Raw genomic sequence first — 13,804 nt, forward strand, 5'->3', positions numbered from 1 at the left:
AGCACATAAGCCACTGGTATTCAACACAGGGGCACGAACTTCTCATCAATCAGCAGTTCTGAGGGAAAAATGTCGAGGTGTTTCGGTATAGGAATGCTGCTGGTTAAAATTATCTATGTGCAAAAATATCAAAATGATTAATTATTTTATATTAAATATATAATATACGATAGGCGTGAATTATTAGTTTCCTGCTTTCTCAGCTATTTTCTCTAATTTGGCCGCTGAGCCTATTTAAACAACTTTAGCAATGGATCGCGTTGATATTAAAAGGTTGGCTGAAAAACTTAATTTGTCTACTTCCACGGTTTCCAGGGCATTCAGAGGCAACAGCGACATCAATCCCGAAACAAAAGCCAGGATCTTATCCATGGCGAAGGAGTTCAACTACCAGCCAAATCACTATGCCAGCAATTTGCGGGAGAAGAAAAGCAAGACAATTGCCATCATCGTTCCGGAACTGGCCAATAACTTTTTTTCCCAGGCCATACATGGTATTGAGCGCGTAGCCAGAGATAAAGGCTACCATACACTGATCTATGTGACGGATGACGAATACCAGAAAGAAGTAGCATTTATTGACAAATTGTATAACGGTCGTGTGGATGGCATCATCATGTCTGCATCCGGTGAGGCCAACGATCACCAGTACCTGAACAGATTGGGAAATAAACATATTCCACTCGTTTTTTTTGATAGGGTGTACGATGATATCAATGTGCCAAAAGTCACTACAGATGACTATGAGAGTAGTTTTGCCGCTACGCGTCATCTGATAGAAGTAGGCTGTAAGAAGATCGCATTCCTTGTGGTGAATAAGAGTCTGTCCATCGGTAATGTCCGTATGCAGGGTTATCACGACGCATTGAAAGATGCGGGTATTCCATATAACACCCACCTCGTTATAGATTGCTCCAACGACTATGACGAGAACTTTGATATTCTCTCAAAAGCATTAAATGAACAGCATCCGGATGGTATCCTGGCTTCTGTGGAACGTCTGGCTATTTCCAGCTACTACGTTTGTCATAATCTCGGTATCCGGATTCCGGATGATATTAAGATTGTTAGCTTTTCCAGTCTGGAGATCGCTTCTCTGCTGAATCCAGCGCTATCGACCATCACACAACCAGCTTTTGATCTGGGGACAAATGCCGCAGAGCTCCTTTTCAGGGCACTGGAAAGCGATGCGCCTGTTACTGACCACCTTGTATTAAGTTCAAAACTAATTCCCAGAACTTCCAGCACCGGTGTAAAAACCACCATAGGAGGGAAGGGGTAAGCGAAAAGAAACAAAACGAAAGTGCTTTACTAGATAATCTTGTATATAAACATTCTTCAAATTGCTGATAATCAAGCGTTATATCGATTATTACGCTGATTTCACGTGCCATTTCCCCGCTATTTTTTAACTTTTTTTTAAAAAAAGTATTTCAGAATGTTACAGTTTTCATAAAAAGGTATACTTTAGCAACATGTTCCACACTCCGGGAACGTTCCCGGAAATAGAAAAACGTAACTAAAATGAATCCTACTTAAAGCTTTACAGCATTCAGATCACCGGAAGACAGAAAGATCAGTCTCTGGTTTCCACGATTACAACAAAAACAAACGAAAGGCAATTGAATTCGAAAGGATTCGAAAGGGGGGCTTTTTGCTCAAAAAGTACCTGCAGTGAACTTATTGTGAAACTATTAATCAACGTTAAATGAAAAAAACACGCTTTGCCCGGTATGCATTACTGCTGTGCTTTGTGTTGATCTCTCTGTTTACCTATGCGCAATCAGGCAGTATTAGTGGGAAGGTGACAGACGACGCAGGACAGCCAATTCCAGGCGCCACCGTCTTCATCAAAGGTACCAGTAAGAACGCGACAGCCGATGCGGAAGGAAAATTCACCATCACTGGCATTACTCCGGGAAACATCGTAGTAGTAGCCCGTATCCTGGGGTATGAAACATTCGAAATGCCTGTCAATGCAGGTAACAGCACAGAATCGATCACTTTCCAGCTGAAAGCTGACACTAAAGGTCTGAATGAAATTGTAGTAGTAGGTTACGGTACACAGAAAAAGAGCGACCTGACAGGTGCGATCGCTGTCGTTTCTTCCAAAGACTTTAACAAAGGACCTATCAGCTCCGCCGATCAGCTGATCACCGGTAAAGTTCCTGGTGTACAGATCACTTCCAATGGTGGTGCACCTGGCGCTGGTAGTACGATCCGTGTACGTGGTGGTGCTTCCCTGAATGCCACTAACGATCCGCTGATCATTATCGATGGAGTTCCTGTTGACAATAACAATATCAGCGGCGCCTCCAATGCGCTCGCCCTGATCAACCCGAATGATATTGAATCATTTAACGTACTGAAAGATGCATCTGCAACCGCTATTTACGGTTCCCGTGCCTCCAACGGTGTCATTATCATTACTACTAAAAAAGGACGTCTTGGCGATCAACTCCACGTTTCCTTCAGCTCAACTAACGCTGTTTCCAAGGTAACCGGCTTTTCTCCGGTGCTGAACGCCAGCCAGTTCTCTGATGTTGTAAGACAGAATGGTACGGCTGCGCAGATCGCACTGCTGGGCACTGATAATACTGACTGGCAGAAACAGATCTACCAGTCTGCTTTCAGCACCGATAACAACCTGGCCCTCAGCGGCGCCTGGAAGAAACTGCCTTACCGCATTTCTGTTGGTTACCTGAACCAGGACGGTATCCTGAAAACATCCAACCTGGAAAGAAATTCAGCTTCCATTAACCTGTCTCCAAGTTTATTTGATGATCACCTGAAAATCAACATGAACGTAAAGGGTTCTATCGCTGACTACCGCTTTGCCGACCAGGGTGCTATCAACGCCGCTATTGCCTACGATCCGACTAAACCGCTTCGCTCCGGCAACAGCAATGATTTTGGTGGTTACTACGAATGGCTGTACAATGGCAAACTGTACGACCTCGCTACCAAAAACCCGGCGGCAATGCTGGAACAGAAAATGGACAAATCCCAGGTAAAGAGAAGTATTGGCAATATCCAGTTTGATTATAAGTTCCACTTCCTCCCTGAACTGCGTGTTAACCTGAACCTGGGTTACGACTACCAGAAAGGAGACGGTAATACAAACATTCCGAAGTATGCAGCACTGTCCTACTACAATGGTACCGGCGGTTCCTACAAGCATTACTCTCAGGAAATGAAGAACAAACTGTTTGACTTTTACCTGAACTATGTAAAAGATCTGAAAGGTATCAAAAGCCGTATCGACGTAATGGGTGGTTATTCTTACCAGGACTTTATCACCGCTACTCCGGGTTATCCTACGCTGGACGAATCAGGCGATACGACCACTGCTGCGGGTAACTACAGCGAAGCACAGCATACACTGGTATCTTTCTTCGGTCGTTTGAACTATACCTTCAATGACAAATATCTCCTGACTTTCACCATGCGTCGTGATGGTACTTCCCGTTTCCGTCAGCACTGGGGTAACTTCCCTTCAGTCGCTTTCGCCTGGAAACTGAAAGACGAGCCTTTCCTGAAGAATACAAAGACCTTATCTGACCTGAAACTCAGACTCGGTTACGGTGTGACCGGTCAGGAAAATATCGGTGTGGGTAAAGAATACGCAGCATTGTCCCGCTATACCTATGGTGACGCCAACTCTTCCTACCAGTTGGGAGATGTGTTCTACAAAACACTGCGTGCTGCCGGTTATGACCAGAACATCAAATGGGAACAGACAGCTACTTACAACGTAGCAGTAGACTATGGCTTCCTGGATAATAAGATCACCGGTAGCGTAGACTTCTACTACAAGAAAACCACCGACCTGCTGGCAGATGTAACAGCTCCTACCGGTACAAACCTGACCAACACCCTGTATACCAACATCGGTAGTCTGGAAAACAGAGGGGTGGAGTTCATCATCAATGCCACACCGGTAGAAACAAAAGACTTCCGTTGGAATGCTGGTTTCAACGTGACCTATAACAAGAACAAGATCCTGTCGCTCTCCAAAGCGCAGACAGATACTTCCGTAGGTATCGCTACAGGCGGGATCAGCGGTGGTACCGGTAACACGATCCAGATCAATACTGCCGGACATCAGATCAATTCTTTCTACGTATACAAACAGATCTACGATAAAGCAGGCAATCCGATTGAAGGTGTGTATGAAGACACCAACGGCGATGGCGTCGTTAACGCAGATGATAAATACCGCTATAAATCCTCCAATCCGGTAGTATACCTGAACTTCAATTCAAGCTTCAACTACAAGCAATGGAGCCTCGGTTTCAGTGTGCGTAGTAACATCGGTAACTACATCTATAACAACCAGGCATCCAACAACGGTTCTTACAAAACATTCCAGAATAGTAATTACCTGGCAAACCTGTCCACCAGTGTGCTGAAAACTAAATTCAGGAACACACAATACTGGTCTGATTACTACGTAGAAAACGGATCATTCCTGCGCATGGACTACCTGAACCTGGGTTACGACTTCGGAAGAGTGATCAATAAGAAAGTCGGCCTGCGTGCAAACTTTAACGTGCAGAACGTATTCGTGATCACCAAATACAGCGGTCAGGACCCTGAAGTATTCAGTGGTATAGACGATAAGTTCTACCCTCGTCCGCGTGTATATTCTTTAGGTGTTAACCTTGATTTTTAATTAACAAACAGGAAACGTTATGACTAAGAAATTCATATATCAGGTGGTACTGGCGGGTGCAATAGCATGGGGACTGACTTCCTGTACCAAAGATCTTGACCGTACACCGATCACAGAGGCTACATCAGCCAGCGTGTATAAAGACTTTTCCAATTATAAGGCCATCCTGGCAAAATTATATGGTGGTTTCTCTGTTACCGGACAGGTAGGCCCTACTGGTAGCCCGGATATCAGCGGTATTGATGAAGGAACTTCCAGTTATATCCGCGGATATTTTCAGATGCAGGAACTGCCAACTGATGAAGCTGTAATGGCCTGGAATGATGGTACGATACAGGATTTTCATCAGATGGACTGGACGCCGGATGATAACTTCATCAACGCTATGTTTGCCCGTCTGTTCTATCAGATCGCGCAGTGTAATGAGTTTATCCGACAAACCAGCGATGATAAACTGAGCAGCAATGGTATCGCTGAAAAAGACCGTGAGACGGCGCATACCTTCCGCGCAGAAGCCCGCTTCCTGCGTGCGCTGAGCTACTATCACGCAATGGACCTGTTTGGAAGTGTACCATTTGTGACTGACAGTAACGAAGTGGCATATTATAACCCAAACCAGATCTCCCGCGCGGACCTGTTTGCTTATGTGGAACGTGAGTTAGTAGCAATAGAAGGAGATATGGTAGATGCCCATGCAAATGAATACGGTCGTGCTGATAAAGCCTGTGTATGGGGATTGCTGGCAAAATTATACCTGAACGCTGAAGTATATACCGGTACTGCCCGTTACACCGATGCGGTTACCTATAGCAGTAAAGTGATCAATTCCGGTTACACACTTGCGAACAGCTACGCGAATATGTTCAAAGCAGATAACAATGTCACTTCCGAATCTGAGTTGATGCTTACCGCCAACTTCGACGGTACCAGGACCCAGACTTATGGCGGTACTACTTACCTGATACATGCGGCCGTAGGTGGTAGTATGAATGCCGCTAACTTCGGTGTGAACAGTGGTTGGGGTGGTTTACGCGCTACCAGTGCATTTGTAGATCTGTTCAGTGACATTACTGGTGCTACCGATAAACGTGCGATGTTCTATACTGAAGGACAAAACCGTGAGATCGCTGACCTGGGTACTTTCACCGACGGTTATGCTATTACAAAATGGTCCAACAGGACATCTAAAAATACAGATGGTTCCAACTCCACTTTCGTAGATACAGACTTCCCGTTAATGCGTCTGGCAGAAATGCACCTGACCTATGCAGAAGCCGTATTACGTGGCGGTACAGGTGGCAGCACCAGCCAGGCCGTGACTTATATCAATGACCTGCGCCAGCGCGCCTATGGTAATACTTCCGGTAACATCACGGCAGCACAGCTCACATTGAAGTTCATCCTCGATGAAAGAGGTCGTGAACTCTACTGGGAAGGACATCGCAGAACTGACCTGATCCGTTACGGATTGTTCACAGGTGCATCCTATGTATGGCCGTTTAAAGGCGGCGTACCTGCCGGAGCAGCAGTAGGTGATTTCCGTAAACTGTATCCCATACCAACTACTGCAAGGGTGGCTAATCCCAACCTGAAACAGAACGACGGTTATTAATTCAGGAACAGCATTTAACCACAATACTAAAAATACTTGCATCATGAATGCCTGGTTGAATAAAATTATTGCAGGAAGTTTATGTGTGTTGGCGCTCGCCTCCTGCGAAAAGCAGGACAGCTTCACACAGGTGAAGACAGGTACAACGCCTACCTTTTCTGCTACAGCGACTGAGTTTGTTTTTTCAGCGGATAAAGCTTCAGAAAATGCGGTAACCTATACCTGGACTGCTTCTCAGGACTGGGGATACAGAGCCGTAGTGAACTATGCACTTGAAGTGGCCGAAAAAGGAAATGGTTTCAGGAACGCTTCTGAGATATTTAGCGCTAGTAACGGTTTGACCAAAACCTTCACGGTTGCGCAGCTGAATCAGGCGATCAACAATATGGGCCTGGCTGCCGGTCGTGAACACCAGCTGGTGATCCGTGTAAAAGCAGCGGTAGATACTATAGGAGATAAGGTATACTCTGACAGTGTATTGCTGACAGTAACGCCTTACTATGTACCAAAGATATATCCGGCGATCTATGTACCGGGTGGTTACCAGGGATGGTCATTCGACAATGATGGTCTTGGTGCACTGGCATCAGTAAACAATGACAAGAAGTATGAAGGCTACCTGAATTTCCCGGATGCCAACACTGAGTTCAAGATCACGCCTGCTAAAAGCTGGGACCTGAACTATGGTGATGCCGGCGGTGGTTCTCTTGTTAGTAATGGAGGCAATATAAAGGCTGCTGAAGCAGGTTATTACAGGCTTACAGTTGACCTGAATGCACTCAGCTTTGCGGTTACCCGTACTTCGTGGAGTATTACCGGTAGTGCAGTAGGTGGCGCCGATAAGGCAATGACCTTTAACGCGACGACAAAGAAATGGAGCGTTACCACTACAATGAGCGCGGGAAGCTTCTACTTCAGGGCAAATAATGCCAATACCATCAGTCTGAGTGATGATGATAATAACGGGGTACTGAGCGCCGGTGCCGCTGGTGTGATCAACATCACGACTGCCGGAACTTATACCATCACGATGGATCTGGGTAATCCTGGCAACTACATCTACACATTGAGCGTACAATAAGGAATGATATCAGCTGCAGCCTGCTTCAACACCGGGCTGCAGCTCTCAAAACCATAGATTATTAAGCATGTTACAGACGAGAAGATTGTTATTGACCGCTATCCTGGCATTCACTACTGTTTCGATATCACTGGCACAACTGCCTAAACTGGAGAGGGTAGAACCCGCCTTCTGGTGGACGGGTATGCAGGAACCCTTCCTGCAACTGATCATTCATGGAGACAAGATCGCTGAAAAGGAAGTGTCCCTCAGCTATCCGGGTATCACCTTACAGGAAGTACATAAAGTAGAGAATCCCAATTATTTGTTTGTCGATCTCAATATCACTTCTTCGGCTGCTCCGGGAACGTTCCCCATCAAGTTTAAACAGAAAGGGCAGAAAGACATTGTATACACTTACGAGCTAAGGAAAAGAGAAGGCGGTATCAAAGCGCAGGGCGTGAACAGCAGCGACTTTGTATACCTGATCATGCCGGACCGTTTTGCAAATGGCGATAAGAACAATGATATTATCAAAGGAATGCAGGAAACTTCACTGAACAGAGATTCCATGTATAAACGCCATGGCGGCGATATACAAGGTATCATTGATCACCTGGGTTATTTGCAGGAGATGGGGGTAACAGCCTTGTGGATGACGCCGTTAGTGACCAATGATCAGCCGTCCGCTTCTTATCATGGTTATGCAGCAACGGAAAATTACCGCATTGATCCCCGCTTTGGGTCGAATGAACTGTATAAGGTGCTGGCTGACAGTCTGCATAAAAGAGGCATGAAGCTGATCCAGGACCTGGTACACAATCATATTGGCAGTCAGCACTGGACGATGAAAGATCTGCCCATGAAGAACTGGGTACATCAATGGCCCGCTTTCACCCGTTCAAGCTTTCGTGCTGCTCCTTTAATGGATCCTTACGCAGCGCCATCTGATCAGAAGATCATGACCGATGGCTGGTTCGATTTACACATGCCTGATATGGACCAGAAAAATCCATATGTACGCAGATATTTTACACAAAGTCATATCTGGTGGATTGAATACGCCGGGGTAGATGCTTTTCGTCTTGATACTTACCCTTATAACGATGCAGACTTCATGTCGGAGTGGGGTAAAGCTATTAAAGCGGCCTATCCCGGTTTTACCTTCTTCGGAGAGGTATGGGTACACAGTGGTCCGGAACAGGTCTTTTTTACCCAGGGTAATACGGTGAACAGAGGCTTTGATACAAACCTCCCTGGCACTACCGATTTTCAGAGTCTCTGGGCGATCTCAGCTGCACTCAATGAAAAGCCGGGATGGGATGATGGCGTCGTAAAACTCTATGCCACCCTGATACAGGATTATCAATACCAGGACCCTATGCGTAACGTGGTATTCCTGGACAACCATGACCTGAGCCGTTTCTATTCAGTGGTAAAGGAGAACAGGAATAAATACAAGGCCGCACTGGCCTGGTTACTCACCACCCGTGGTATCCCGCAATTGTACTATGGCGCGGAGATCGGTATGAAGAACTTCAGTGCGCCCGATGGACTGGTACGTGAAGATTTCAAAGGTGGATGGACAGGTGATGCACAGAACAAATTCACTGCCGGTGGCCGTAATACAGAAGAAAATGAGTTATTCAACTATGTCAGCGCTTTAGCCAACTACAGAAAGCATAACCCGGTATTACAAACGGGTAAACTGATGCAGTATGTGCCGCAGGATAATATTTACACTTATTTCCGCTATAACGGAGAAAAGACAGTGATGATCGTACTCAATCCAAATGAGCAGGAGGCTGCGATATCTCCCGCGCGTTTCACGGAAAGGGTGACCGGCTTCACACAGGCCAGGGACATCGTCAGTGGTAAAACCTATCCGCTGGCCGATAGTCTGCATATACCGGCAGAAACAACACAGGTGCTGGAACTGCTCAAGTAACAATTTTTCAAACGATTTTATCTGAATATATGCAAGTATTTGAAGCATGCATTTTTGACCTGGATGGGGTGATCGTAGATACCGCTGTCTATCATTTCAAAGCCTGGAAGAGGCTGGCCAATGAGTTAGGGTTCAATTTTACGGAAGCGCAGAACGAGAAGCTAAAAGGAATCAGCAGAGTTAAGTCACTCGAACTGATCCTGGAATGGGGAGGGATAGAGAAGTCTGCTGATGAACAACAGGTGCTCGCTACCCGTAAAAATGAATGGTATGTTGACATGATCCATCACATGACACCCGAAGAGATCCTGCCGGGAACAAAAGAATTATTGGATAATCTGCGGGCTGCCGGTATAAGAACGGCCCTGGGATCTGCCAGTAAGAATGCAACTGTCATATTGGAAAAAGTAGGCATTCTGCCGTTGTTTGATGCATTGGTAGATGGTAATACCGTTTCCGCTTCCAAACCCGATCCGGAGGTCTTCCTGAAAGGAGCTGAAGCCCTGGGCGTATCACCGGCTAAATGTATCGTTTTTGAAGATGCCATTGCCGGTGTACAGGCTGCAAAAGCTGCCGGTATGAAGGTAGTCGGCATAGGAGAGGAGGACGTACTGGGAGAAGCTGACCTGGTAGTCAGTAGCCTGGAGCAGATCGATCTGCAAACACTGACCAACTTATACTCAAAATAAACAATGCTGATCGCATTTTAGCGAAAGGTGCCATTCAGGAGAGTCATGAAGCAATACATAAAAGTAGACGGGTGGAACATTATCGAAGAAGGTTTTGTACCACATTATAATAAGATATCCGAGAGCATATTCAGTCTGGGGAATGGTCGTATGGGCCAGCGTGCCAACTTTGAAGAGGCCTATTCCGGCGAAACATTACAGGGCAATTACGTTGCCGGTGTCTATTATCCTGACAAGACCCGTGTGGGTTGGTGGAAGAACGGCTATCCGGAGTACTTTGCCAAGGTATTGAATGCGGCGAACTGGATCGGTATCGGTATCCGTATTGAGGAAGAAGAGCTGGACCTGCATAAGGCCCGGGTGACTGATTTCAGCCGTATACTGAACATGCAGGAAGGGTATCTGCAACGTAACTTTACCGCAACGCTGGCAAGTGGTAAACAGGTAAAGGTAACCGCTACGCGTTTCTGTAGTATTGCAGATGATGAAACCGGTGCGATCCGCTATAGTATCACTCCCCTGAATTTTGAAGGTAATGTGCAGGTAACCGCCTACATCGATGGCGACATCAAAAACCAGGATGCCAACTACGATGAGAAGTTCTGGGAAGAAACAGGCGCCAGTATCCAGCATACCAGTGCCTATATCACACTGAAGACCAAGAAAACCGGTTTCCAGGTATGTACCGGGATGCAGTTCAATATATACCAGGATGCGAAGCCTATGGCATTGAACGTAACACCGGTACAGAAAGAGAAATACGTAGGCGTAGTGACGACCGTGAGAGTGAACAATCAGCAGGAAACAGTTATCTACAAATACGCGGCAAACCTCTCTTCTGAAAACCACGCAGTAGAAGCATTGGCTAATAATTGCGAAATCGCAGTTGGTAAAGCAGCAGCAAAAGGCTTTGAGACCATGCTGAAAGAACAGGCGGCTGCCTGGGCGATCAAATGGAAAGAAAGCGATATTATCATTGAAGGTGATCCGGCTGCGCAACAGGGGATCCGTTTCAATATCTTCCAGCTAAACCAGACCTACACCGGTGAAGATGCGCGTCTGAATATCGGGCCTAAGGGTTTTACGGGTGAAAAATATGGCGGCTCCACTTACTGGGATACAGAAGCTTACTGTATACCTTTCTATCTCGCTACTGCTGAACCACAGGTAGCCCGTAATCTGCTGATCTATCGTTATAAGCAATTAGGTAAGGCTATTGAAAATGCAGCCAGATTAGGCTTTAACAATGGCGCAGCATTATACCCGATGGTGACAATGAACGGAGAAGAATGTCACAACGAGTGGGAGATTACCTTTGAGGAAATTCATCGTAACGCTGCTATCGCTTTTGCTATTTTCAATTACATTCGCTATACCGGTGATGCGGCTTATCTGGCAGAATACGGTACGGAAGTACTGATCGGTATAGCCCGCTTCTGGGCACAACGTGTGAACTGGAGCGATGCGCGCGGACAGTATGTAATGCTGGGCGTAACGGGACCAAATGAATACGAGAACAACGTCAACAATAACTGGTATACCAGTACCATGGCCACCTGGTGCCTGCAATACGCTACAGAGGCTTTGCAGTATGTAAAAGAGACTGCTGCCGGCCGGTATGATGCAATTATCAGAACAACTGCTTTTGACGCCGGTAAAGAACTGGAAAAATGGCAGCATGTGATCGATAACATGTATTATCCTGTAGATGAACAGCTGGGGGTATTCCTGCAACAGGATGGCTATCTGGACAAAGAACAGATCCTGGTAAAAGACCTTGATCCGGCACAGCGTCCGCTGAATCAGAAATGGAGCTGGGACCGTATTCTGCGCTCCTGTTATATAAAACAGGCAGATGTTTTGCAGGGATTATACTTCCTGGAAGACAGATATGATATGGATACACTGCGTCGTAACTTTGATTTCTACGAACCGCGTACCGTACACGAAAGCTCCCTGTCTCCCTGCGTACATGCGATCCTGGCGGCGAAACTGGGTGACGAAAAGAGGGCGCATGAGTTCTATCTGCGTACTTCCCGTCTCGATCTGGACGATTATAACAACGATACAGAAGACGGGCTGCATATTACTTCTATGGCTGGTACCTGGATGAGTGTGGTGGAAGGTTTTGCCGGTATGCGTGTGAGAGATGGACAATTGCAGTTCACGCCATTCCTGCCCGGTAAATGGGAGTCGTTTGCATTCAGCATCCGTTTCCGTGGAAGGATATTAAAGGTGAAAGTGAGCAAGCAGGATGTGACCATTGAAAACGATGCTACCAAAGACATCACCGTGTTGATCTATGGCGAAGCAGTGCATGTCGCTGCTGGTGCAACAGTAACTTCAAAGCAAGGAAATTTAGTTAATTAAAATATTTATCCCATGAAAGGAATGGCTAAGCCGCGGTTGTCCGCTGCGCGCATATGGAACATGAGCATGGGCTTTTTCGGTATCCAGTTCGGTTTTGCTTTACAGAATGGAAATGCTTCCCGCATTTTACAAACCTATGGAGCGGAAGTAGAGCACCTGTCCCTTTTCTGGCTGGCAGCTCCGCTGACCGGTATGATCGTACAGCCTATTATCGGGCACTATAGTGACCGTACCTGGAATAAACTGGGACGTCGCAGGCCTTACTTTCTTGTGGGCGCTATCGCAACTGCACTGGCGCTGATGTTACTGCCTAATTCCTCACTATTGGCAGCTATGTTGCCGCCGGTATTGATAGGTGCAGGCATGCTGACGCTGATGGATGCTTCTATCAATGTGGCCATGGAGCCTTTCAGGGCACTGGTGGCGGATAACCTGCCGGATGAACAGCGCAGCCAGGGATTCTCTGCACAGACCTTTCTGATAGGAGCTGGTGCCGTATTGGGTTCTTCCTTACCGTATCTGCTGGCAGAATATATGAGCGTATCCAAAACAGCGGCGCCGGGTGTCGTACCGGATAATGTGATCTATTCCTTTTATGTAGGAGCAGCCGTGTTACTCGCTACCATTCTCTGGTCGATATTTACTTCGTCAGAATATTCTCCGGAGGAGTTTGCAAAGTTTAATCCTGAACAGGCTGCAGAGAATCATAGCGGCGGATTGAGAACGATCCTCAAGGACTTTTCCAATATGCCTTCGGCGATGAAACAACTGGGACTGGTGCAGTTCTGTTCCTGGTTCGCTTTATTCTCCATGTGGGTATTTACAACACCCGCGGTCGCGCATCACATTTACAAAGTAGCGCCCGGAGATACCTCTTCTGCGCTCTTTGCAGATGCCGGTAATAAGGTAGGTTTCCTGTTCAGTATCTATAGCGCGGTATCAGCAGTATATGCCCTGGTACTGCCGGCTATTGCCCGTAAAACGTCCCGCAGGGCAGCGCATGCTATTTCCCTGACAGCGGGTGGATTATCATTGATCTCATTTTATTTTATACAGAACCCTGATCTGCTGATATGGCCAATGATCGGTATCGGCATGGCATGGGGAAGCATCCTGTCAACGCCATATGCGATACTATCCGGCGTAATACCGTCTCACAAGACGGGTGTGTACATGGGTATCTTTAACTTCTTTATCACCTTCCCGCAGATTGTCAATGGCATCTTCGGAGGACTGATCGTAAAACACCTGTTCCAGGGAGAAGCCGTTTTTGCACTGGTGATGGGCGGCGCATTTATGATCATTGCCGCAGTCGCGGTGATGTATGTGAAGGATAGAGAAAAGAAAGCTGCTGAACAATTGGTGTCAACTTATGGTGTGGCGTAGGTCCGGTGAAGGTGAAACAAATCTAAACGTCGTGTAATTCAACCAATCAACGATCAATGGAAAA

The 13,804-nt window shown here is 46.5% G+C and carries 8 protein-coding genes; all 8 read left to right on the forward strand.

Features of this window, described 5'->3' with window-relative positions; genetic code table 11:
* The first annotated feature begins 250 nt into the window (after positions 1-250).
* The 8 genes from BMZ72_RS01355 (at position 251) to BMZ72_RS01390 (ending at position 13,740) form a co-directional block, all read left to right on the forward strand.
* Positions 251-1,282: a LacI family DNA-binding transcriptional regulator gene (locus BMZ72_RS01355; protein ID WP_089804498.1), complete on the forward strand. Its 1,032-nt coding sequence runs from the start codon at positions 251-253 to the stop codon at positions 1,280-1,282.
* Between the two features lie 426 nt (positions 1,283-1,708).
* The gene (locus BMZ72_RS01360; protein ID WP_089804500.1) at positions 1,709-4,675 is read left to right on the forward strand and encodes a SusC/RagA family TonB-linked outer membrane protein; all 2,967 of its coding nucleotides are present in this window, start codon (positions 1,709-1,711) and stop codon (positions 4,673-4,675) included.
* 19 nt (positions 4,676-4,694) lie between these two features.
* Positions 4,695-6,287 (forward strand): RagB/SusD family nutrient uptake outer membrane protein, encoded by a 1,593-nt coding sequence (locus BMZ72_RS01365; RefSeq protein ID WP_089804502.1) that lies wholly within the window; start codon positions 4,695-4,697, stop codon positions 6,285-6,287.
* A gap of 43 nt (positions 6,288-6,330) precedes the next feature.
* Positions 6,331-7,368 carry a SusE domain-containing protein gene (locus BMZ72_RS01370; RefSeq protein WP_089804505.1) on the forward strand — a complete coding sequence of 346 codons (1,038 nt, stop codon included), beginning with the start codon at positions 6,331-6,333 and terminating at the stop codon, positions 7,366-7,368.
* 67 nt (positions 7,369-7,435) lie between these two features.
* Positions 7,436-9,295, forward strand: a complete 1,860-nt coding sequence (locus BMZ72_RS01375) for a glycoside hydrolase family 13 protein (protein WP_089804507.1) — start codon at positions 7,436-7,438, stop codon at positions 9,293-9,295.
* A gap of 29 nt (positions 9,296-9,324) precedes the next feature.
* Complete coding sequence (gene pgmB / locus BMZ72_RS01380; RefSeq protein WP_089804509.1) at positions 9,325-9,984, forward strand: beta-phosphoglucomutase; 660 nt, start codon at positions 9,325-9,327, stop codon at positions 9,982-9,984.
* A 45-nt stretch (positions 9,985-10,029) separates the two neighbouring features.
* Positions 10,030-12,354 (forward strand): glycoside hydrolase family 65 protein, encoded by a 2,325-nt coding sequence (locus BMZ72_RS01385; protein WP_089804511.1) that lies wholly within the window; start codon positions 10,030-10,032, stop codon positions 12,352-12,354.
* Between the two features lie 12 nt (positions 12,355-12,366).
* Positions 12,367-13,740, forward strand: coding sequence for an MFS transporter (locus BMZ72_RS01390; RefSeq protein ID WP_089804513.1), 1,374 nt, complete (start codon positions 12,367-12,369; stop codon positions 13,738-13,740).
* Positions 13,741-13,804 lie beyond the last annotated feature (64 nt).

The organism is Chitinophaga sp. YR627 (assembly GCF_900114995.1).
Classification (GTDB): Bacteria; Bacteroidota; Bacteroidia; order Chitinophagales; family Chitinophagaceae; genus Chitinophaga.

Coding starts and splice junctions, on each gene's coding strand:
- BMZ72_RS01360 (WP_089804500.1), top strand. CDS start 1,709: ATGAAAAAAACACGCTTTGCCCGGTATGCATTACTGCTGTGCTTTGTG.
- BMZ72_RS01365 (WP_089804502.1), top strand. CDS start 4,695: ATGACTAAGAAATTCATATATCAGGTGGTACTGGCGGGTGCAATAGCA.
- BMZ72_RS01355 (WP_089804498.1), top strand. CDS start 251: ATGGATCGCGTTGATATTAAAAGGTTGGCTGAAAAACTTAATTTGTCT.
- BMZ72_RS01375 (WP_089804507.1), top strand. CDS start 7,436: ATGTTACAGACGAGAAGATTGTTATTGACCGCTATCCTGGCATTCACT.
- pgmB (WP_089804509.1), top strand. CDS start 9,325: ATGCAAGTATTTGAAGCATGCATTTTTGACCTGGATGGGGTGATCGTA.
- BMZ72_RS01385 (WP_089804511.1), top strand. CDS start 10,030: ATGAAGCAATACATAAAAGTAGACGGGTGGAACATTATCGAAGAAGGT.
- BMZ72_RS01390 (WP_089804513.1), top strand. CDS start 12,367: ATGAAAGGAATGGCTAAGCCGCGGTTGTCCGCTGCGCGCATATGGAAC.
- BMZ72_RS01370 (WP_089804505.1), top strand. CDS start 6,331: ATGAATGCCTGGTTGAATAAAATTATTGCAGGAAGTTTATGTGTGTTG.